Origin of the sequence: Parapedobacter sp. (genome assembly GCF_035556095.1) — a bacterium.
In the GTDB taxonomy this organism is placed as follows: Bacteria; Bacteroidota; Bacteroidia; order Sphingobacteriales; family Sphingobacteriaceae; genus Parapedobacter.
On sequence record NZ_DATMFT010000019.1, the window covers coordinates 1 to 22931 of the forward strand.

The 22931-nt window shown below is 49.7% G+C and carries 13 protein-coding genes; 2 read left to right on the plus strand and 11 right to left on the minus strand.

The annotated features are described in order from the left end of the window. Positions 1-169: 169 nt before the first annotated feature. The 5 genes from VNQ80_RS10345 to rsgA all read right to left on the minus strand — a co-directional run bounded on the left by VNQ80_RS10345 (position 170) and on the right by rsgA (position 6062). The gene (locus VNQ80_RS10345) at positions 170-340 is read right to left on the minus strand and encodes a hypothetical protein (RefSeq protein WP_325638195.1); all 171 of its coding nucleotides are present in this window, start codon (positions 338-340) and stop codon (positions 170-172) included. Positions 341-618: 278 nt separating this feature from the next. Further along, entirely contained in the window at positions 619-1605 is a 987-nt protein-coding gene (locus VNQ80_RS10350) for a hypothetical protein (protein WP_325638197.1), read from the minus strand. A 45-nt stretch (positions 1606-1650) separates the two neighbouring features. Then, on the minus strand, positions 1651-3000 hold the full coding sequence (locus tag VNQ80_RS10355; protein ID WP_325638233.1) for a deoxyguanosinetriphosphate triphosphohydrolase: 1350 nt from the start codon (positions 2998-3000) through the stop codon (positions 1651-1653). 40 nt (positions 3001-3040) lie between these two features. Then, a complete protein-coding gene (locus tag VNQ80_RS10360) occupies positions 3041-5032 on the minus strand; it encodes a putative porin (RefSeq protein WP_325638199.1) in 1992 nt (663 codons plus the stop codon). Positions 5033-5135: 103 nt separating this feature from the next. Next, a complete protein-coding gene (gene rsgA / locus VNQ80_RS10365) occupies positions 5136-6062 on the minus strand; it encodes a ribosome small subunit-dependent GTPase A (protein WP_325638201.1) in 927 nt (308 codons plus the stop codon). A gap of 106 nt (positions 6063-6168) precedes the next feature. On the opposite strand from rsgA, the gene polA reads away from it, so the two are divergent. Both polA and VNQ80_RS10375 read left to right on the plus strand, forming a co-directional pair. Further along, positions 6169-8970: a DNA polymerase I gene (gene polA, locus VNQ80_RS10370; RefSeq protein WP_325638203.1), complete on the plus strand. Its 2802-nt coding sequence runs from the start codon at positions 6169-6171 to the stop codon at positions 8968-8970. Positions 8971-8984: 14 nt separating this feature from the next. Beyond that, positions 8985-10109 carry a hypothetical protein gene (locus tag VNQ80_RS10375; protein WP_325638205.1) on the plus strand — a complete coding sequence of 375 codons (1125 nt, stop codon included), beginning with the start codon at positions 8985-8987 and terminating at the stop codon, positions 10107-10109. Positions 10110-10221: 112 nt separating this feature from the next. Here VNQ80_RS10375 and VNQ80_RS10380 read toward each other — a convergent pair whose 3' ends face one another. The 6 genes from VNQ80_RS10380 to VNQ80_RS10405 all read right to left on the minus strand — a co-directional run bounded on the left by VNQ80_RS10380 (position 10222) and on the right by VNQ80_RS10405 (position 22860). Next, a complete protein-coding gene (locus tag VNQ80_RS10380) occupies positions 10222-11874 on the minus strand; it encodes a sodium:solute symporter family protein (RefSeq protein WP_325638207.1) in 1653 nt (550 codons plus the stop codon). Next, on the minus strand, positions 11871-14168 hold the full coding sequence (locus VNQ80_RS10385) for an FAD-dependent oxidoreductase (RefSeq protein ID WP_325638209.1): 2298 nt from the start codon (positions 14166-14168) through the stop codon (positions 11871-11873). Before VNQ80_RS10385 ends, VNQ80_RS10380 begins: the two co-directional genes overlap by 4 nt. A gap of 108 nt (positions 14169-14276) precedes the next feature. Beyond that, on the minus strand, positions 14277-16517 hold the full coding sequence (locus VNQ80_RS10390) for a hypothetical protein (RefSeq protein WP_325638211.1): 2241 nt from the start codon (positions 16515-16517) through the stop codon (positions 14277-14279). 201 nt (positions 16518-16718) lie between these two features. Then, the gene (locus tag VNQ80_RS10395; RefSeq protein ID WP_325638213.1) at positions 16719-18740 is read right to left on the minus strand and encodes a BNR-4 repeat-containing protein; all 2022 of its coding nucleotides are present in this window, start codon (positions 18738-18740) and stop codon (positions 16719-16721) included. An 86-nt stretch (positions 18741-18826) separates the two neighbouring features. Then, complete coding sequence (locus VNQ80_RS10400; protein WP_325638215.1) at positions 18827-21565, minus strand: hypothetical protein; 2739 nt, start codon at positions 21563-21565, stop codon at positions 18827-18829. Between the two features lie 23 nt (positions 21566-21588). Beyond that, positions 21589-22860 carry a DUF4998 domain-containing protein gene (locus VNQ80_RS10405; RefSeq protein ID WP_325638216.1) on the minus strand — a complete coding sequence of 424 codons (1272 nt, stop codon included), beginning with the start codon at positions 22858-22860 and terminating at the stop codon, positions 21589-21591. Positions 22861-22931: the final 71 nt, after the last annotated feature.

The following is a 22931-nucleotide window of genomic DNA, read 5'->3' on the forward strand; positions in this document are numbered from 1 at the left end:
CATGTATTAGGCCTGCCGCTAGCGTTCATCCTGAGCCAGGATCAAACTCTCCATTGTAAAATGAAGTTAATGATCTGACCCGATTAAAATCGGAATCAATCTTTGTGTTGTCTATCTACCTGATTGACCTAGGTCTGTCTCCGACTTTCGCCTGAAAACAGACTACTCGTCACGCTACATGAATATCAATATCTTTCAAGAACTTCCCCGCCTCCGCTCGCGCTTCGGCCGATGTGCCGCAGCAGGGCGCAAACCCCGCAACAACCGATCCCCTCTTCAATCCCCCCGAAGCATCGCGCCGCAGGGGCCGGATAAAACCCGGTTTCGTTTGGGACTGCAAAGGTAAGAACCTTTTTCATTCCCGCAAAATTTATTTTCAACTTTTTTCCCGCCAAAACATCCCAACCAAACACAACACAAACACCAGCCGGAAAACCAATCGAAAACATCAAGGAACAACCGCCTCCTCTGAAGCGGGATGCAAAGGTAACAACCTTTTCCTTTAATGCAAACACTGATGGGAAAAATATTGACAATTTCCTGCAAAAGGCTAATCCCCAGTGCCTTTAAATTACTGTGCCCGCTCCCCATCGGGGTGGCGCACCGCCACTCCTTGTTTCAGCCCGTCGGCAAGGTGATGTCCGCCGCGTCGACCGGCCTACCTTCGCTGTCTAAAAGGAACGACATGGGGTGCTCCGGGTCTTTGATGATTTCAAACAGCGTATACCCCCAGGGCTTCCAAAAGTTTTCAAGAACCTGGCCATAGGTCTTCACCTGCCAATGATCGAAGACCGGTTTCATGCTCATGTCCATTAACGGCATCGGTTCGATATAAACCCGCTCAGCAGTCGGCATCACCGTATACGTTGGTAGCCTATTGAAGAGATATGCCGAATAAAAAAACCGGGCACAAAGTTCTTCAAATTGGATGGGGTGGAGCCGCCGTCCGGATGATGGCTCCATAAACGCTTTATGATAAGCCCCATTCGCACCATTGTCCTGAAGGCAGACGATCAAGCCAAAATCATTCATCCTCAGCGAATACACCAGCGTGTTGATTTCATCACGGTAGCTAAAGGTACCCACGGGGTTATCCACACGGGCAGTCACCAGGGTAAAGGATATTCCGTCAAATTGGATGGGAACGATCAACGATTGCAGCATGAGGTGGAGGTTCTTGAACTTATGCACAAGCACCTGTGAAAAATTCATCGCCTCCCCGCTAAGCGCCTGTTGGCGAATCCCCGCTTGAATCTCATTGAATACAACGCCATACACCATACGCGCCACCCATTGGAAGAGCGTCACGCTATCCATTTCCTTTACTGCTTCATATCCTTGCTCAAAAGCCCGCTCGATGTGGTTATCTAATTCCGAAATGCGTTCGGCCACGGCCGCCGTACAGGGCAGCCGCAATTGCTTATACGTACGGAGGCTTTCATCGAGCAGTTTGAACGGCTTGTCCGCAATGTCGAATTTGCACATCAACCAATCCGGAAAGACCTGTATCCGCTCCTCGGCCGACCTTAACGGCTCCCCGCTCAGAAAGCACGTGTTATTGTCAAAACGAAAGTCTTCAAAAGGGTTATATAGCGCAGTCTGCATGTCTAAGGCATTTGTGTTGTTGTAACGGTCTAAACTTGCGGTATTTCAATCCAACGAGGGGAAAGAAATGCCTTTGATCTTCCTATAAAGCTCCACTGCATACAAATCGGTCATCCCCGACACAAAGTCCAGCACCGAGCGTATCTTGGCGTATGGGGTTTCCCGATCGGTGTGGAATTGCTTCGGCATCAGTGCCAGTAGCTTCGTGTCGTACTTGGTCTTCTTTTCGCGGAGATAGGCTGGCACAAATTCCTCCAGCAAGCCATTCATAACTTTGTACCCGGCAACTTCGATTTGTACTACGGATTGTGCGTTGTAGATCCGTTCAACAGAGACTTGCTCGATGGCGCGCATCCCGTCTACTAACTCGACAGCCAGCGCGTCCATTAACGACTTCTCAAACCGACCACGCAATATGGCGTCTTGGTGCGTTATAAAAGCGTTAGCGCAGGCCATGATCAAGGTGTTTATTGTTTTGGCACGCAATAGACTTATGCGGCTATCCGAATCACCAAGCGTGGCCAAGCGTACCTTTAGTAGTTGGCTGTCCCCACAGATCGGCAACAACAAATCGGCTACCTGTTCGTACGTCAGGATGCCCAACCGATGTGCATCCTCCAGATCGATGATGTTATAACAAATATCGTCGGCTGCTTCTACCAGGTAGACCAGCGGATGTCGTTTGTATCCCGCTTGTTGTCCGACCTCGGAAAGCAGTCCGAGTTCTTTGGCGATTTTCTCGAAAACAGGTTGTTCCGACTGGAAATAGCCGTATTTTTTGCGATGGTGCACCCGCTTGTTATGTCCGTCGATGGCGGCACAGGGATATTTCACAATAGCGCCCAGTGTACTGTATGTCAGCGCAAACCCATGTTCGTCTTTTCCGGCAAACGCATGGGTGAGTATCCTTAACGCATTCGCGTTACCCTCGAAATGGGTCAGGTCCGCCCATTCTTCCGGCGAAACCCGCTCCTTGAAGGCTTGCCCGTCGCCATCCGTAAAATAACTGGAAATGGCCGCCTCCCCGGAATGGCCGAATGCCGGGTTTCCGAGGTCATGCGATAAGCATGCCGCAGAGACGATGTTTCCCACCTCCTGCAAAAAGGGAACTTCGGAATCGATTGCCGGAAAAGATTTCCTGGTTTCATTGTAAAAAATGCGGCCCAACGACCGGCCAACACTGGCAACCTCCAGGCTATGTGTAAGCCTATTATGAACGAAGACACTTCCGGGCAACGGAAAAACCTGTGTTTTGTTCTGCAACCGGCGGAAAGGCGACGAGAAAATCAGCCGGTCATAGTCGCGTTGAAACTCCGAACGCGCATCGTGCTGATCATCGATGTGCCGTGATTCATAGCCCCATCGTTTGGCTGACAGCAATTGCTTCCAATTCATTGCATCCATGGTGGGCAAAGTTAACACAAATTAAACCACACTAATCGTAGAATTTCCAGGCGATGCCAACCCGGAGGTTCGCGTTCTGCATCGGATACCGGCGTACGGTATAGTAGCCCGCAGGCCATGCAAGTTGGTTGGCGAAGTTATAGCTGATAAATAAGTTCGCCCGTTTGAGTGTCGCCGTGGCCCACACATCAACAATAGGGTAGGTGGAAAACTCGATGCCCGCGTTGTCATTATAAAACTGCCCAATGTTAATGGCATAAGACGGCGTCCGAAAAGGCGTATTGAAACGAACATCAAATCCCAAGTTGAAATCCACAATTTTATACAGCAACCCATGATAATAAAAGCTGTGCCACGTATATAATTCGGGCACGGCAAGCACGGCATTATAATCTGATTTCTGGTACACCGCGTAGTTATCTAAATGGAACCGCCCCAGCCTGAAGTTCTGACCAACTGACACCTTAAGCAAGTTGATACTGTTGCCCAGTTGGGCGGGCTCGATGGTGCGGAACAACCGCGGATTATTACCGGGATTGTCCACTTCCCTATAATAAAGGTAATTGTTGATTAAAAAATACTCCGCCTTTCCGAAAAATCCGAACCGGGCGTTTTCATAGGTAAATGAGAAGTTGGTCGTTTTGGTCTTCGCGAAATCGTGCCCCCACTGATGGTACGTATAGTTGACACGTTGGAACAATTGTTCAGGCGACTTGTTTTGTGTATAAGCGCCAAGCACAACCCGCCCCACGGCGTTGCTCAGCAAGATATCCGCTTTGGCATCATAAAGATAATCGCCAAAATTAGCTCCCTGCACAATCTGGTTCAAATCGCCGGCTATTGTGATCCGATCGCTGAAACGATACCCGATGCCCGCTCTGAGCATGCTGTTTTGCAGAAACGCATCCATTCCACGGTCGCGATACCAGTGCATGTCGTGTCGGTATCCCAAATCGAGTTTCACTTCATTTTTAATGAAGGCCAACGATTTGCCCCTGAGGTAAAAGCTATAGCCAAAGTCGTTCGTGATGGTCGTAAGGTGGGTCGTATCTGCCGATAGGATGCTCTCCCCGAAGGGAAATGCATCGTTGACGTCGTCCTCATTCTTATAGAACTGGAAGTCCTGTGAGCGGAATTGAACGCTATGCGACACCCGGTTGGTTGGGAGTATCTGCTGTTCAGGCAGCCCTGCGTTGATGGTATCCAAACGCCCTATAAATAGACTTTGCCTGAGGAAGATACTGTTATCACGCCAGGTGTGCCGCGGCCGTTCGTCGCGTGTGCCACGTAGGCGTGTTGACTCGGCATCACTCGGGCCGCGGTCCACATCGCGGAACAGGGTATCGTTAAGTATCGACCCGTTTTCAGTCGACGTCAACTTATTGAATACCGCATTGGTGAGCAGGTTGTACCGGCGGTTGTCCGATTCATACCAGGCAAATACGGCAGATTTCAACTCGTTATACCGCTGGTTGATGTAATAACCATCGGCTCGGGCCGCATGGAATTCGCCCCCGATGTTCAGCCGCGGATTGATGTTTTGAGTCACCTTGGCCCGGATAACCTGATCGTCAAAGAAAAAACCCACGTTATATAGCTCCGAAAACGGTGCCCGCGCGCGGTAATACTTTATCGAATCGGGTTGGTAGAGATAACGCTCCAAGCTGTGGAATCCCGTCTGGAACCCAATTGTTTTATCAGGTTCAAACAGCATATCACGTGTGGCCAGTCCATAACTGCCTAAATGGATGGTTGGGCTTTTCGGTAAGTTTTGGGGATTGTAATATTGAAAATTCTTATGTAGGGTGTCTATCTGGTAAGTGAACGTTCCCTGTTTCATCATAGCCAGTGTGGTATAGCGCACATACCGCGCCGTATAAATTACGGTATCCTCCTTATTATCCTCAGCAGCCCTTGCCGAGTCTAGTGCGCTACTGAAATCTTCTTCCACTTGAGCGTACAGTCCCGGTAGGGACCAAAAGCAACACAGCGAAATCAGCAAAATGTGCAGCTGGACATTCATCGTTGCAAAGCTACCAATTCTTTCAATATTAATGTCACTTTCGGTTGGAGCGTGGCCGCAAATTCTTCAATCAGGTCGTACATAACTATCAGGTGTATGTCGTCTATATGCGCGTGTCGTTGCCATGGTATATGCTCAGGTAGCTGTCGTAGCGGCTCGGTGCGATGGCCCCGCTTTCGAGCGCCTCCAATACGGCACACCCCGGCTCATTAATGTGTCGGCAATCATTGAAACGGCAATCATTCATCCGCTCCCGCATTTCTGGGAAAAAATGCCCCAGCTCCTGCGGTTCAATATCGATGATCCCCAGCTCGCGTATGCCCGGTGTGTCTATCAACCGCCCACCATCCGGTAGTCGGATCATTTCGGCAAAGGTGGTGGTGTGCCGTCCCTTATCAGACCAATCGGATATCGCCGCTGTCTTCATTTTTGCCGCAGGATGGATGGCATTGATAAATGTGGATTTACCCACACCCGAGTGGCCCAACATCAAGGTGGTCCGCCCGCGAAGCAGGGCACCAACGGTCCCGACATTCGTCCCCTCCAATGCGGAAACTTCGTAGCAAGGGTAGCCCAATGCCCCATAAATCGCCTTGTAATCCTCCAAAACCTCCAGCCCTGCATCCGAAAACAGATCCAGCTTGTTAAAAATCAGGCTCGCGGGTATGCTGTACGCTTCCGCCGTAACAAGGAAACGATCAATAAAACCCAATGAGGTAAAGGGCGACGCCAGTGTTACGACAAGGAAAGCCTGATCAAGGTTCGCCGCAATAATTTGGGCCTGTTTGGACAGGTTTATCGATTTACGGATGATGTAATTTCTTCGCTCATATAGCTGCACAATAATGGCCGTATGGGGAACAATATCCGTTTCCACCATGATATCCACCCAATCGCCCACAGCCACAGGGTTCGTTGTCTTAATGTCCCTGGTGCGGAACTTTCCCTTAATCCGGCAATTGTAGGTCTTGCCGTCATCCGCAAGCACCTCATACCAACTACCGGTCGACTTGGTGACGAGGGCCCTCATCCAACTACCGCATTATGTGCCGAAGCGCTTCTTACCATATTGGCAAAAGTCGGAAAAAAACGCCACAATATCCCTATCTTTGTCTCCACACCAATACGCTAAGTACGTGAAGAAGTTGTTTCTTTTAGATGGGATGGCCTTGATTTACAGGGCTTATTTTGCACTCAGTAAAAACCCCAGGATTACATCAACCGGATTCAACACTTCGGCGATATTCGGTTTTGCCAATACGCTGTTGGAGTTGCTGAGAACGCAACAACCATCGCATATCGCCGTGGTATTCGATACCATGGCACCGACCAACCGCCATGTCGAATTTGAATTGTACAAAGCCAACCGGCAGGCAATTCCAGAGGATCTGGCCGCCGCTATCCCTTATGTCTATAAATTGATCGAAGGATTCAATATCCCACTCATCACGCTAGATGGGTATGAGGCCGATGATATCATCGGCACGTTGGCCAAACAAGCAGAGGCCAAGGGGTATACCGTGTATTGCATGACACCCGATAAGGACTTCGGCCAACTGGTAACAGAAAATATTTTTATTTACAAGCCCGCACGCCTGGGCAATGGGGCGGAGACGCTTGGCGTAACCGAAATTCTGGAAAAGTGGGAGGTCTCCGACGTGAAACAAGTCATCGATATCCTTGGCTTATGGGGCGACGCGGTGGATAATATTCCCGGCATTCCGGGCATCGGCGAAAAAACCGCAAAGAGCCTGATCAAACAATTCGGCTCTATGGAAGGCATCTTGGCGAATACGGACCAACTTAAAGGCAAACAGCGGGAAAACCTCGAAACATTTGCCGAACAGGGACTGATCTCGAAGAAGCTGGCTACCATCCAATTAGATGTACCCGTTGAACTGGACGAGGAACGGCTCCTGCTCGGACAACCGGACAGGGATGCCCTAGAGCCCCTGTTTGCAGAACTCGAATTCCGCACATTGGGTAAGCGTGTTTTTGGAGAGGAATTCAACGTATCCGCCGCCCATGCGGCGTCGGGCACACAAATGGACCTATTTGGCAATACCGCCAGTGCTAGCATCGATGTGGCAAGCACCGGCACGGAATACGTACCGCCTCCCGCCGGAAGGAACGTTCACAACACCCCTCACAATTACGTGTTAGCCGATACATCAGATTTGCAGCAGGAGCTCGCCGCTTTATTAGCTAAACAAAGCAGCTTCTGTTTCGACACTGAAACGACCGGTACCGACGCCAATACAGCAGACCTCGTGGGCCTCTCTTTTGCCATCGAGCCCGGCAAAGCCTGGTATGTACCTACACCATGCGATAAGGAGGGCTGCTTGGAGGTGTTGGCCCACTTCAAACCCATTTTGGAAGACGGGTCCATCAAGAAAGTCGGGCAGAACATCAAGTACGATATCCTATTGCTCGCGCGCTATGGTGTCGTGGTCAAGGGGCCGCTGTTCGATACGATGCTGGCGCATTATCTCATCGACCCGGATACCCGCCATGGCATGGATATGCTGGCAGAAAATTACCTTGGTTATACGCCAGTCCCGATTACCGATTTAATTGGCCCCAAGGGCAAGAAACAGGGTAACATGCAGGATGTGGACCTTGCCGCTATTACCGAGTATGCCGCCGAGGATGCGGACATCACACTCCAATTGAAGGCGGTGTTCGAACCCCTGCTGGATCAAGCGGAAGCTGCTGCGCTAGCCCGGGAAGTCGAGTTCCCGCTCGTGCATGTATTGGCCGACATGGAGCGCTGCGGCGTCAAGGTTGATGTGCCCGTGCTCAAACAGTTGTCTGAGTCGTTGGCGACCGATACCGCGGTACTGGAAAAAACAATCTACGAGAAAGCGGGGGTCCGGTTCAACATCGCCTCGCCGAAGCAACTGGGTGAGGTGTTGTTCGAAAAGCTGCAACTGGACCCCAAGGCCAAGAAAACGAAGACGGGGCAATACAAGACAGGCGAGGACATCCTACTGGCGCTAGCACCGAAAAGCGACATCGTTAAAGACATCCTTGAGTTCAGGCAGTTGCAGAAACTGAAATCGACCTATGTGGATGCCCTACCCAACATGATCAACCCCGTGACAGGCCGGGTACACACCTCGTATAACCAGGCGGTGGCAGCCACGGGACGTTTGAGTTCCACCAACCCGAACCTGCAGAATATCCCCATCCGTACGGAGCGGGGGCGCGAAGTGCGCAAAGCATTCATTCCAACCGATGATGACCACGTGATTTTGTCTGCCGATTATTCCCAGATCGAGTTGCGGCTGGTGGCCCATATGAGTGGCGATAAAGGGATGCTGGAGGCATTTGAAAAGGGGCTGGACGTACACCGCGCTACCGCGGCCAAAGTGTATGGCGTGCCACTCGACGAAGTGACATCGGCCCAGCGCAGAAACGCCAAAGCGGTGAACTTCGGCATCATCTATGGCCAATCCGCATTCGGCCTCTCACAGAACCTCGGAATCCCCCGCACCGAGGCCGCGCAGATCATCGAACAGTATTTCGCGCAGTATCCAGGCATCAAGCGGTACATGAACGACACCATCAACTTCGCCAAGGAACACGGTTATGTCGAAACCCTCTTGAAGCGGCGAAGGTACTTGCGCGATATCAACTCAGCCAATCAAACCGTGCGGGGCTTTGCCGAACGCAACGCCATCAATGCACCGATTCAGGGCTCCGCAGCCGATATGATTAAAGTAGCCATGATCACCATCCATGAGGCGATAAAGAAACAGGGGCTGCGTGGCAAAATGACCATGCAGGTGCACGATGAGCTGGTGTTTGATGTACCCAAAGCGGAACTGCCCATATTTAAGGAGCTTGCCGAAAAACACATGAAAAATGCGTTGGTCATGTCCGTTCCGGTAGTTGTCGAACTTGGCGAGGGCCGTAACTGGCTCGAAGCACATTAAGTGAATGATGGGTTATGAAACGTTGGCTGATCATAGCGTTTATCACCCTATTGCCCTCGGTGGCACTTTGCAACACCGCGGACACGATCGAAAACAATCCGATATTTTACGAGCGCGAATCTGGCGATATCATCCGGTTTTTCTATGATGACCACTACTATCTAGTTGATAAAGACTGTGAATTCAGGGCGATCGAGCGTGTTGGCCAATACGACTTTCAACGGCAGGTGTTCATTGGCGATTTTGCGGACTTTGATAACCATGGGCGACTGATCCTAGAGGGCAGCTATGTTGATGGAAGGAAACACGGCGATTTTAAAGCTTATCATCCGAATGGCCAGTTGAAATGGCAGGTTTCCTACATACAAGGCATTCCCCAAGGAGCGCTCAATTTCTACTATCCGGATGGCAAACCCCTACTTGAAATAACCTACACCGGCGAAGGCGCGCGTATCCTCAATTTTTGGGACCGCCGCGGGCGGCAACGTGTTACCAATGGTGATGGGCGGTACGAGTTCGCTGTTATAGCCGACGGCTATAATGAGTTCGGTTATACGCGTTATATCCGGAAAGGGAAGGTGGTAGACGGGCACCCCCATGGCAATTGGACCATCAAATACCTATTTGGTGATGGCAAGGAAAAAAGAGCCGGTTACGAATATTATAGTCGAGGGCGTTTTGTGCAAGGCTATGAAGCATACACCGGCGAGGAATTTTCCGACACACCCCGATACGACCTATTACCGGCGGACTTTTCCATCCGTGCCGACGCGATGGTTACAAAGGGGTGTACGATCGACGACTATACCGGGTTTACGAGGTTTCTAGCAGCGTATTTGTCCGAATGGTTTGAAGGCACATTGGACGGACCCACCAATCCCGTGGAAATAGCATTTACCCTAACCGTGAAATCAACAGGCCAACCGAGGGCAATCCATATGAAATCATCCTTCCCTACAAAGCGCCATGCAAATTTGTTGCTTGAAGCCCTGAATGGCGTGGGTTACTGGCTACCGTCGTATGCTGACGGCGGATATATTGAGGACACACTTACGGTAACCATGGAAGCCTTTCCAGATGTCCGCTACCAGAAAACGCGGTTTTATGAGGTAACAATCAAACGGGAGAAGGGTATATAACCTTTTCTACTGGGAAACGGAGTCAAGCCAAAGATATCGTCGAAATAGCAGCCGGGGCTCTCCAACAGTAAATTTCATAAATCAAACAAGAAATAAAACGGAACAGTAGACACTAACCGCTCATCCGCTGGCTTCCGCGAGATGACAGCAGCAACACCATGCCCAGGATCACGATAACCGATGCGATGATAAGTACCGACGCCTTCCCGTGCGTAGCGAGTAACCCCAACAGGAAAATCAACAACCCCACGCCCACCAGGGCGAGTGCTATGGTCTTTACAGCCAAAGCTCCCTGCAACTTACCATGCAAGGCTTCATCACCCTCAGCCGGACTACCATCAGCGACTACCGGTACACGGTATGGTTTATTGCGGTATATAACTTCAAAAATAGCCAGTAATATAATTGGCAATAATACACCTAGCACGATTTCCTGCATGCGATTCAATGAAAATCCGAGTATGGTAGGGGAGATGAACTTAAAGAATACGTTGACCGCCAAACTGACAATGGTGACGAATAATACCGAGAAAGCCGTTTGCCGTTTGGAAAACAGCGCCCATACCGCCGGGCCGTATAATGGTACGCCGGTGAGTGCGCCAATACTCAACACCACCTCCACAATACCTCCCATGGCCGGAACCATTAAGGCCACTAATACAGTGACAACACCAAACCCCAAGGTGGAGAGCCGAGCCACCCACATCAGCGACTTGTTGGAAGCGGCCGGACGTAACCGTTTATAGACGTCGTTGGTAAACACGGCGGACGAAACGTTCAGCGAGGCGTTAACCGAATCGGTGGTCGCAAAAATCATCCCCGTAATCATCAGGCCCATCATCCCCGCCGGCAACACTTCCTTACACATCATCAGGTAGGCTCCCTCATTATCGAGCCCACCCAGATCAGCATTAACCACCCGGTATAGCATCGGTGGCAGCATCCACACCACAGGGCTGATCAAATAAAGCCACCCAAACAGATAACCCACTTTTTTGGCTTCCCGTTTAGTGGGCACACTCGTATAACGTTGCACATACGCCCAGTTTCCGCCAATGAAAATCATGTTATAAAAACCAAAGGCCGCCATAAACCAAATCGTGTATTCGCCACCGGTCAGGTTAAAAAAACCTTCGGGTGCCTGCTGTACAAACGAGCCGATACCGCCTACCTTATCAAACGCCAACGGAACCACAATCAATACCGCCGCAGTAAGCACCACAAACTGCAGCACGTTGGTCACGATAACCGCCCACAGTCCGCCAGAGGTCGTGTATAACACTGCCATGAGGCCGAAAAGGATGATTGCCCAATGCGAGGGCAACCCCGTAGAGACATTCACCAATTTGGCCACGGGGTAGAGAAATGCGCCGTTATAGGCGAAGCTCATTAGCAGGAACACATAGGTATAAAACTTGTGTACCCCACTACCGAAACGTTGCTGCATAAATTCGGCGGCAGTCAACACACCCGTTTGCCGCCAACGTGGCGCAATAAACCGGCCGATGAGGAATCCCGCGATAGCCATTGTCCACTGGATGGTCACGGCTACCCAACCCTGTTCGTACGCAATTGCCCCCCATACCACAAAGGTACCGGCCGAAAAAAACCCCATATAGAGGGAGAGGCCACTCATCCACCAAGGGAGCGCACCACTGGCGCCGAAATACGATTTCATATCCGCCTTGCGGTCGCTCATCGACAGACCAGCCAGCAGGATCCCGACGGAAAAAATAGCTATTACCCAATAGTCAAGTGTGCTCATTGGTCACCTCCATAACACCTTACGGCAAATATGGCCGCTGGGACTTTCTCCGATGGGTGCTCCACATAAATCATCAGTTTATCTGTTTTCAATGGCTGGTCAAAGGTAATGGTATTACGGGTCTGGTAGTTATCGGTCCGTTCGTAAATCACCCGGCCGCGAGCGTCTGCGATACGGTAATTACGCACGCAGAACGGCATCACCCGCTCGGGGTGCGTCATCAAAACCGACTCCATAGCATGGTCGAAATCCGTATCGAATGCCAAGTCTATCCGGCTGATTACCTGCGGCTCGTTCCACGTAAGTATGACCTGTGGGGCGGGGTCGCCCGGATCGGCCACCCACGCGTTCGGCGCCGTTGTTGGCCGGTCCACCCCGTTTCGGAGGTTGGCTGCACCAAATAACTTCACTGGTTCTGAAAGTACGATGGCAATATTCTGCCCTTGGGGTCGCCGCTGGGGGCACCAGAATTCAAATTCATCTACACCTGAATCAGCCGGTGGCCGTTGGCGGCCGTTGTTAGACACCTTCTTATTCACTCCGTTGAACACAGAAAGCAATCCGGTAATCCGCTGTTCCGTGTAGGGGAGGCTCACACGTTCATTTTTTAAGAACGTTAAGAAGACATATTGTGCTTCATCAAGCTGCGCATCAAAATCCAGTGTGATTTCCGTTGACCCTGCCGTTAGCCCGACGGTTTTCGCGGCTAGCGCACGGTCGGGAGTGAAACCACCCCTCCGGCTGCTGGTGCGCAATTCAACCTGCAAATCCGTATCCTGTTCGGTGCTAACCGAAAGGGTAAAAACAGGCACCTTTCCAGCTGGCAACGGAACCAGTTGTGCTGCCGAGATTTCGAGCGGGCGCCAGGTCACGTCCGTGTTGTCGAAACCTGAGAAATCCAATTCGGTGGAAGCGGTGATGTTTGCCTGCCGGACGCTATCCGAGTCGTCGTGAAGGGCCAGTTCTGGTATATATTGGCCCATTCTCATCAATTCCTGTTGTAATCGGTCAATATGCCCTTTGCTGTAAATCTCCTCCGGTGTGGCACCGTAGCGTTTACAAAGCGATGCTGCCACGGCCACTGCCTGTCCGGTATATGCGCTGGTTGCCATTACCCGCGTAGCGCCGAACGCCACATGGCTCACGCTGATGATTCGCCCTGTGAAGAAGAGGTTTCCAATGTTTTTGCTATATAATGTCCGGTAAGGAATCTGGAAAATGCCCTTACTATGCCATTGGTTGCAAGGTTGCCGTTCGCTGAATACTCCATCGGCGGGGTGCAGGTCGATGGACCATCCGCCGTAGGCCACTGCATCCGGGTGGGTACGCTGCTCGATCAGGTCCCGTTGAGACAGCATATAGTCCCCCTCAAAACGGCGGCTCTCCCGTTTACCGGGGATCATCCCTACCCATTCGAGCGTCATCGTCTCTGCTTCGGGGAATTTCCCGGAGTTCTTGATGTAGTCCCAGATGCCATATACCACCCGCCAGAGTTCCCATTTGATGCGTTCGGTATCATGCACAGTATCCAGGCGGCCGCCGTGCTCCACCCACCACAACTGGCAACCGTGTTCGTTGGCCTTGAAATTGCGGAACCGGGGAATTTCTTTTGAAACGTCCATGGCAAACGAGGGGGCGATAAATTCAACAGGCTTTCCGGTATCCTTGCTGTAAAAATAAAGCGAATGGCCCAGCAGCTCGCCGTAGTCAGCGTCGGGTGCCATCGGCTCGTCGAACTCATCCCGGCTTTCAGCACCCATACGGAATGCCGCCCCGGCCAGAAAACCCACAATGCCATCGCCAGAGGCATCGCAGAAGAGCGGTGCCTCAAGTCGGTATTCGGTTGAATTCTGGCTACAGAATGCCCGCAATGCACGGATGCGATTCGGGCCTTCCTTCTCCACGTCATATACGGCTGTATTGAGCAGCAAGGTAATGGTTGGCTCCTGTGCTACCTTGTCGAGCAAAACCAGGTCGAATATAATCGCATTTCCTTCGGGATTACGGTATATGTTTTCCACCAACAGTTCATCGATTAGGCCACCCTCCCTGGCCCACCGGTTGTTGTTGCCCATGTGCGAAGTGGCCCCCAGTACCCACAGCCTTACCTCACTGGAGGCGTTGCCGCCCAGTACCGACCGGTCCTGTATGAGGATAACCTCAAGCCCCTGGCGTGCGGCGGTGATAGCCGCGCATACGCCAGATAGGCCGCCGCCGGTGATGACGAGGTCGGCCTTGAGTGTTTCCTTGTATTTCTCTCTTCCACTCCCTTCAAATCCCGCTTTAATCTTCATAAATATCAATTATCAGTTTTATCTTTTAAAAAGTTTGTTGGTCGGTCGCTTAAACTTATTGCCCCCGGTATTCCCAAATAACGTTACTAAATCCGCTCCCAGGTCTCGTTAGTCGGTTTTCAACGTTAACATATAATTGTGACCAGGTGTAATTGAAAACGTCACGGGAACATTAAAATCGTCTAAATGCAGCTTTTTTTCAACTCCCGTTTGCTTGTCCACAATTAGTAGCTGCCCGCTTTCCCATTTTGAGAATGCTTTATCGATGATTGTCGTTGTCTCGCTATCTGGAAAATGAAAGGTGTACGAAAATGCCCGGTCCGACGTTGGGTATACCGACACTTCATATCGGTTTTCAAGTTCCTTAACCAATACCCCTTTTCCACCGACAAATATTGGAATCTTATCAATGGGGAATTCATAGTCTTTTAACGTTACCGGACCGTAAAACCACTCTTTACTTTCATAATCCATCCATTTCCCGTCGGGGAGATAGACATCTCGTTTTGTTGCGGAGGCGTAGTCATTCCCATATAATGGGGTTGCCAACAGGGACTCTCCCAGCATCCACGAATACTGTCGGTGTTCCTTGCCCGCCAGCCGATAAGTATTAGAATCACTGGAAAACGCAATCGGCAAAGGTGTCATTGCGTAAGGAAAACCGGAATGGTAACCTTTTAGTACCTCGCTATATAAATACGCGGCATACGTATCGTGCCAAAGGGCGGCCTTCTTCACAGCTTTTTCATAAACCGGGTTGTTCAAGTGCCATGGCCCATACCCCATAGCCATCACCGGACTGACCGCGGCAACCATCGCATTCCGTACGAAATAAAGTTTCTCATCATTTGTTAGTGGACTTTCCAGGTATTTTCCGGCTACAATGTCCAGATATACTGCCGGAGCACCACTGGCCGCATAGTTCAGGCCGTTAATCAACGGACGATCCTGGTCAAATCCATACTTCGTATCCTCTAACCTCAGAATGTCGCCGGCCACGGAGTACGCACTATTCCTAGCCATGATCAAGTAATCCCGCGCCATCAATGCTTCGTTAACGGCATTCAATTTAGCATCATTATTGAGTTTCTTTCCGTCACGAAGCATCAGGTCTTCCTTAAAGCCGTCCACTCCCCATCGATCCGCTCCGGATACGTACCAATCGACTGCCGCCGGATTTTGACCGTCCAACAGGAATACATTGCCTTGGGGGAAATTCACTCGGTACGTTTCGGGGTTTCCTTTTCCATCCGTGATAAAATAACCGGACGCCATGCCTTCCTTTACAAATCCCCCATCGTTCGTTTCCTCATAATGGCCGCCATATTCCTCCGTGCCTTTGAAGTTTATCCGCAATCCCAGCAACAGGCTGATATCCCTTTTTTTAAAGAAATCTTTGAAAGCCGATGGGTTGGGGTACCGTGGGTCGGGGAGGTTGTCATTTCTCCCGCCGCCGGCGCTATCGTCCCAGATTCCGAAACTCGTCGTCGCCCCTTCCTTTGGATTCCGCCGTTCACCTTTCCAAAACCCAGATCCGACCACCGCCCAGTTAATGGGATACCCCTGCTCAAGGTAAGTATCAATATCTGCTTCAACAGATGACTGGTACGTATTCCACCCTAAGGATCCGAATGCTTCATACCCCAACTGAAAAAAACGGAACTTCGGTTTGAGGTCCGGGTGCCCCGCTGTACTCCTTACGCTTTTGTAGGCACGGTAGATTTGCTTGGAGTCTCCAAAGAAATAGTATACTGTTGCGGCCTTTACCCCCGTAACCCCAAGCCTATTCTCAGTGGTTGTGATGGCTACTCGCTTGGTCTTTTCGCTGAACAACACCTGAGCAAAATGATGGGCAGGAAAAATAGTAAACGTCGAAATAAAACGATGCTCGTTGTTGCGGTTCCCGAAATCATCATTGCTGAATCCAGTGACATCGATACAATCCCCAAATCCGCCATGGTCGCCAAGTCCATATGCCGGGCTTAACGCATCGGTTCTGAAGTCAATCTTGTACAGCTCCTCCTGCCCACCGTCACGGTGCTTCGGTGTCAACGTAATGGAAAAATAGTCCTCGTTAAGCCGAATGCTCACCGTGGCGATCAGCCCCGCTGTATTCTCCACCTGGGCTACTAGCGAATCACTACCGTGCTTCAGTACACGCGCTTTCCTTACCGAGTAGATACCGGTATCCGTTGTATAGGCGTAAGCCAGGTTCCCCAGCTCATGGGGTGCAATGCTTGCGTGCGTCCCCTCAAACCAGAGTTCAAATGTGTTGGTGTCGACATGGACAGTGTAATTCTTCCCCAGTAGCTTGACAACCGGCTCACCCGGCTTATGCGTTGTCGCCACCGCACCGCAGCATAACCCTAAACAGAGAAAAAAAAACAAATAAAAGTAAAATACTTTACACCCAAACTGTACACCAGTAAGCCTTAACTCAGTTAACGATTTTGACATCATTGTTGCTAATAATTCAAGTTTATATAAATTTTCAAGGTCGCTTTCACTTACCCTGAGCCTTTCTGGCCTATTACCTCTTCCGCATGCAATCTAATCGACAATACCGAGATAAATCGCACCTGCAGCAGGCGATGCCATATACAGATAATCTTTACCGTCGGCGGCGTCTGTATACCCAACTATCCTCGGAACGTTTAACCCGCTTATCTTCTGCTCTTCAGACCACATCCCCCCCCTTTCATCGGAAACACGCAGATACACATTTTTATCCGGTTTGGAGAAATAGTATCTTAGGACACCGCCGGCAGAGGTAATCCACATTTTTTCTGTCGAAACAAAATCCGTTGCCGTGCCATAAACCGTCGACCGTCTCCAATCCGTTCCGTCCCAAATCGCAAATCTGTAGTGATATTGATTACTAAGATGGGTTGGAGAATAAGCGTATGCAATTACAGGGTTACCTTGGCTATTGACAGATAGTTTCGCGCTCTGCATCCCATATTTGGGGCTTCCGGCCGCAGACGAATCCCATATCTCATCTCCTTCGAAGGGCTGGAACACATCTCCCGTGGTGGGCGTTATAGGCAGTGCCGTATAAACGGTACCGTCTGCTTTATAAAACTGTCCATTATTGGTATTATAGCGTGCATACGACCCCAAGTGCCTGTTTCCGCCAGCTCCTCCTTGTCTCCATTCGAAAATAAGATGAATATTACCGTCAGTGCTGGCGTAGATATGATCCGGGTAACAGGTATACCCCGGCTGTTTGGCAACGTCTGCAACCTTACTCCATTCGTCTCGTGCATTATTCCACCTGAACATTTCTCCTGCATGGTGGTTCTGGCTATTCCTGATAAAGAGATAAACATCTCCGTTGGGAGCGGTAGTCAAAGACGGGTAGGTATAGGCACCAGCGGGAAACTCGGCACTTCCGTCTGTGAAACCTCCCGTTATGCTTCCGGGAACGTTAGAACGTTTATATTTCATACCGCGGCTATGCATTCCATAGAAAACATGAATATACCCGTCCCCGTCAATCGCGATAGATTGCTGAGTATGCCCGGCATCATTGATAATATCCTTTTCTATCGTTACGTAATCCCAAGTGCCCCCAGCTGTTCTCATAGCTAGTATACAGTTGAGATCCTGATCCAGGAATGCCATGTATGTCTGGTTATTGTACTGCACAATAGGCGTCCACCAACCTGCTGTGTTGCTTGCATGCATGGTAAACGGCGTTTCCAACACGTTGACTACCTTATCTGCTTCTTCCATAAAGGAAACCTCGACGGTATGGTCCCCGCTTACATGCAGGGTATAACGCAATGGGGATTCGCTATCGCCGACAGACTTCCCATCAACGACGATAGCAGAAACAAAATAGCCCGGGTCAGGAGAAATGCTGAAAACGATGCTATCACCGTAAGCTGCATCGGATGTACCCGGCCGCGTGATCGTTCCGTTAGGACCGGCAGTTGCGGTGATGGTGTAAATATGGCTGGCGAATGTTGCGTGGATCTCGTGATCAGACGTTACGTTTTTAAATGTAAAGTTTTCCGGAACTGGCGGGGCATGTTGTACGCCATCTACCAATAACTCCGCAATATAATAGCCTGAATCAGGTACAATCGCAAACGTTTTGGAAAAGCCCATACTTACCTTCACCTGTTCGGAAGGTGTAATCGTCCCATTTATGCCCGCCGTTGCTGTTATTATAGACCAAGTGGTTGTGAAATCCCATACATAATCTTCTGCCAGCGGATGTCCTTTTACATCCTTTACGTCCTTGGTTACCTTACCTGTATACTTTGCGGTCCCGGATAACAGTGAGCTTTCCGGTGTGAATGTAACGGTATTACCAGCATAGGTTAAGGTACCCGCCACCATCGTTGTGCCCCGCATAATTTTAAAAGTCTCCGAAGTGATACTGGCCGCATCCATCGCAGTGCTGAATGTGACAGTTATCATTGCATCATCCGTTTCGGGGTCCATCAAAATAGCTGTCGAAATGACCTCAGGCGCCACAAACTTATCTTCCGTTTTCGCTTTTTTACAACACACGACGCTTATCACTGCGCCCAACAAGAGGCTATACGAAATCTTTATTTTCATCGGATTTCTAAGATTTAAATCATGTTTATCTCCGGATTTACCATTCTTTGGTGCACTTAATCATCTGTGGCGATTCAAAGCATCCGTCAGTCAAATAGCATTTTCTGAAACACGAGTTCTTCTATGATTGGCTTCTCCCGTTTCAATGCATGAAGGTCCGCCTGCGATTCAATGGTGACCTTTACCTCTCCACGGTTAGCCGGGAGTTTCCAGGGCCCAAATTTCTTTACCGTATTGGGTTCAACGATTACTACTTCTCCTGCCGGTTCGTCATTCAGGTAGACCTTGAACCATAGCGGCCTCTCTACAGGGTTTTTCACCTCTAGGTAAAAACTTCCGGCTCCGGCTGGCGCACGCATGTAGAAAAATCCTTTTGCCGTATCAACCGGATCCACGGTGCCTGTATAACCCAAGCCATTAATGATTTTTTGTTCGCCCAGGATGCGTCTTCCTTCCGGCCAGCCATATTTCTCCCAACTCACTTTCCCATAATTGTGGCCATTGATCATGATTCCTTGCTTAAGCGACGCGGGAAAGAGGCCAGCTTCCGAATCCAAATCCCCAAAGAGGACATCGGTTGTTAACTGAGGGCCTATGGTATGATTCGCTGTTTGCAGGTAATCAATTAAATTCCCAAGTACTCTGGCCGCTATGGGATCATCTTGCACCCGCCCGACGAGTTCAAATTGAGAGAATATGATGCTGCCTTTCCCCTTAAAATGCTCCAATACAACCTGGTACTGAAGCATATGCCCACAATTGGCTAGTACACTGGTATGATGGAGTGCCGCCGGCTGAATATCAAATACTTCTGTCACGGGGAAACCGGAAGAGCCCTCCAACGGATTCCATAAAAAGAAATCCCGGTTTACAAGGCCCTTATCCAACAACCCTGGCCGCTCGGTATTTACAAAAAGTGAATTGTATTTTTGGGTTGTTACACCGTGGGGAACCAGTGCTGAGCTTTTCAGGTGCTTTCCTTCCTGCTTCAATACCAACACCCTTCCACCGTCTCCGACGAATGACAATACATCCTGTATCTGGGTGTCTGAAAGTGTAGATAATGTCTCGCTCCCGATAACAAGGCCGGTGCCCGTGCCTAACTGAAGATTTGTTATCCTGTTGACATCTAAACCTATACTTTCCATGGCGTCGGCCGTCTTTCCTTCCGGATCATAGAGGGTAACCGGCTCGCTGGAGCGGGAGTTGGCAAAGTCTCTGGGGGCGATAAAGACATCCATCTCATTTGGAGTTGAACGCGCCTGATCATGATGCAACTCCATGATAACCCTAGCCGGGCCGGCCACTATCGTTTCGGGGATTTTCAGCGATACAGGGATGGTTACTGTTGAATAATAATTCACAGACGGCACTGTCGTGTCCATCTTACTCAACACGTTGCCATTTTGTACAAGGCTAATGGTCACAGTGGCATTATTAAGTACTGGTAGCTCCACATCATCATGAATCACGTACAACATGCCCTCGATCTTTTCTCCTCCAAATGCATGCCTTTTCCACGACTTTAACGATAGCAGCACCGGACTGTAAACCTGTTTGATTACTTCGGTAGCCGGCTTGGTGCTGAAGCTCTTGTTAGGCACATCCCACTTCCAGAAATCTGAATACGGAAAAGAACCCGCGACCCTACTCTCCATTCCCCGGGCCCGGCGCATTCCCTCCATCATTTCCTTGGTAACAACCCGCTGGTACCATTGCGGATCATCCGGATGCTGTCCTCCCCTGCCCACATGCCGCAATGCATTTGACATCCCTTTATTATACCATAGATGAAATCTTCCGGTGCGTTCACCGGTATAGGTGCCTACGCACTCGGTGAATGTAACCGGTTGGTTTACTCCACCACCTTTTTGGTAAAAAGCTTCCCTTTCATACTTATCCATATCCAGCACTGAACCACCATACCAGGCGGTATAATCGTGCTCATCTTCGATATCACCTACCTTGCCCCGGCCAAAACCCGCGTTAGCTATGATGGGATGAGTGGGGTCGAGCGTCTTAGCAAACTCATAATTTTCTACGGCGAGTTCAAGGAAATCCGGATTTCTGCCCCAGCTTATTTCATTGGCAAGGGTATAAATTGCCGTAGAAGCATGATTCCTTAATTTCCGGATCTTTGGTGTGAAATTATCCCTGTTTGACTTGAATACTCTATTTTCAGTCGCACCTGCTCCGGAATAACTTCCTGCAATGTTTAAAAAGCCCATTTCATCCGCATACTTCACCCAAAGGTCATTGTCCCCAATCCTCCCTGCGTTAATATTAAGTTCTTTAGCCTTTTCAAAAAACCGCTTAACAAATCCTTCATCCGTCCAGACTTCCGGGGCTCGCTTTCCATGCTCATCCACCACTCTTGACACGGGCCATTGGGATAGTGCGCGCAGGTAGTAAGGATTCCCGTTTAGATAAAACAAATGCCCCCTGACCTCAAATGTTTTAAACCCGATCCGCCGAACTTCCCTCAAAATTTCCTGTTTTCCTGATTTCAATGAAATTTCCAAATTGTAGAGTACCGGATGTTCGGGTGACCACAGCTGGGGTTTTAATTGCGTTTTTTTCAGGCTTACCTTCGTACTATCTCCCACATTTAATGCAATTTTATTTTGGGGAAGCCGAAGAAACACCTTTCCTTCGGTGTCCGTAACAACCACGTCAACTACTGTGTTCTGACGTCGAGCGCTGTGATTTCGGACCAGAAACTCCATATCGATGCTATTTATCGTCGTGCTGACGAAAAAATCATCAAGCATAACACCGGAATCTTGAGCCCGCGCACTCCCTCCGGCCAGACAGATAGCGATCACTACTATACAAAGATACCGCATGCTTATTCCCCCCAGAAAGTAAGTTCTGCAATGTGTACGCTCTGCGTATTTCCCCAAGTGCTATTCACTTTTATCCGGAGGTATCTCACTGCCGGAATATCTGCAGGGAAATCAAACTCCTCTCCACTTAAGAGCACATCAATATCCTCTTCTGTATGCTCCCCTATCGGCAAACCCGAAGGCTTAACCGATTCCACTTCCATCAGTTTGGTCCAGCCATCCCAGCTACCATCGGCGTCAGGCGTGTCGGCAGTGCCCCATATTTCAAAATAGCGGGGATTGCTATTTCCCCAGCGCACCGATTCAGGGCTATTCCGCTGATTGTAACGGAAACGACCCAGTTTGTTGGTTTGCCCCAAATCAAACGTAAACCATGTGGGCACGCCGCTGTTGGCGGCCGTATAAAAAAACGAACCGACACTATTATCCCATAGATTCTCCATCGGGTTATTTGCGGCGTATTGGGTTACATTATCAGTGGGCAAAACAACTTTTTTAAACTTCATCTTATCAAGCAATGCATATCGTGGAATATCCCTAAGAACAATTGTAGAGTAAAACGTATCAATTGCCAATGGATCAGGCAGAAACATCGTCCGGTATCGCAACTCGCTGCCAAGCTTAATGTCAGAAAGCACGGTTTCTGCTTCCGTCATTTCTATTTTCAGTTGCTTCTCGTTGCCTGCTAAATCCGTATAATGTAATTCAACACCGACCGGTGTTCCAATTTGAGAGTTCCCTGGTAACGCTTCCCAGGAGAGGTATATCTTCCCGTCCACCAGTTCGATATTTCCAAGCACGCGGTTAACCAATCCGTTGGTGTAAGTGTCACCAAACGCTTCCCCCAGTGCCTCAACACGCAGCGACCGATTACCCCTATTATCGTAAGTGAAAATTTCAAATGAATATATTCGTTCCTCCAGGTCATCTATTAATACACTCAACTCCTGTGGTTCGCCATTATTATCAATGGGAATTTCCAATGAATCTCTTCTATCATTCCAGAACACCTTTGCTGATACCACCTGTGGATCTGCCGTTAACCACCAGGATAGTTTTAGTCGATTATTGCCGGGAGCTGCCTGGACGGAATGTGCTTTCCCCAAATAAATGGTTTCGCCATCTTTGATATATTCCTTGTAGGCCTCGTCCCTGTCGTCGCATGCCGTCATAACGGCAAACACCAAGAAGAGCGAAACGATGTATGGTCTCCTGACAAGAGGTAAACCGGACACGGTACCTAGCATGTCGTGGAAATATTTTTTGATTTCCATAATTCTCAATCTATTTAACAGATTCAATTTTTTATATGTAATGAATGATCTTGACTTCGTCTTGGAACAAT